Raw genomic sequence first — 1,080 nt, 5'->3', positions numbered from 1 at the left:
AGGGAGGAGATTCCGCCCTACCTTGCGGTGGGAGGTTTGACGCGACGAGCGCGTCTGACGACTGCTCTTCCAGCAGCCGGGATCGCCACGAGGCCGATCCGGTACCGGTGCAAGATGTTCCGGCCCGCGTTGTGGTCGGCATTGCCTGACCAACCGCAGTCGGGGTTCTTGCATACGAACACGGCTTGGGACTCCCGGCTGCCGGGCGTGGTGACACCGCAGGCTGAGCAGCGCTGGGAGGTGCCGGGGGCGGGGACCTTGACGAGGGTGCCGCCGTGCCGGGCGGTCTTGTACGTCAGCATCGTGACCGTGCGGCCCCATGCCTCGGCGGCGATGGAGCGGTTCAGTCCGGCTTTCTGTGCGACGTTCTTGCCCGGCTCGTCGGCGGTGCCCCGAGCTGAGGTGACCATGTTCGTGAGGGTGAGGGCTTCGACCACGACCGTGCTGTAGGTGCGGGCGATGGTGGTGGTCGTCTGGTGCTGCCAGTCGGTGGCTCGTCGCTTGGCTTTCGCTCGCAGCTGGCCGATCTGGTCATAAGTGCGGTGCAGGCGGCGTGAGGTGCGTTCGCCGGGCTTGCGGTGCTTCTTTCGTCGGGCGGCGCGCTGCTGAAGGTGCAGGAGTTTGGTCTTCTCCTTCGGGGTCAGCCAGTCGCCGTGCTCGTAGGTGGTGGCGTCGGAGAGGGCGAGCGGGACGGTGACGCCCACGTCGATGCCGACCTCAGGGCCCGTGTGAGGCTCCGGCTTCGGTTCCTGGGCCGTCACGCGGAAGGCGATGTGCCAGCCGAGTGCGTCTTTGATGAGTCGGGCGCCGGTGATCCGGTTCTCGGCGTGGGCGCGCTTGCCCACGGGCAGGTCTTTGGTCCAGCGGAACCGTACTCGGCCGATCTTGGGCAGGTTGACCATGCCCCAGCGGCGGTGCACGCGCTTGATGTGAAGGTCCCGGCCCTGCGGGACGTCCACGCTCATCACGGACCGGAACCGGCCCTTGAAGTTCGGGGCGCCTGCCCGGCCTTCCCGGCAGTTCTTCCACGCCTGGACGTACGTCTTCAGTACTGCTTGCGCGGCCTGGGCGGGCAGGACG

1 protein-coding gene is annotated in these 1,080 nt (G+C 68.0%); it reads right to left on the bottom strand.

The window, feature by feature from the left end:
- Positions 1-17 precede the first annotated feature (17 nt).
- Positions 18-1,080, bottom strand: a 1,063-nt coding sequence (locus ACFY12_RS35600; protein ID WP_390720138.1) for an RNA-guided endonuclease InsQ/TnpB family protein, incomplete at its 5' end; no start/stop codon positions are given.

This window comes from Streptomyces sp. NPDC001339 (assembly GCF_042895955.1).
Lineage (GTDB): Bacteria > Actinomycetota > Actinomycetes > Streptomycetales > Streptomycetaceae > Streptomyces.
This window is presented reverse-complemented; position numbering and strand designations above follow the sequence as displayed.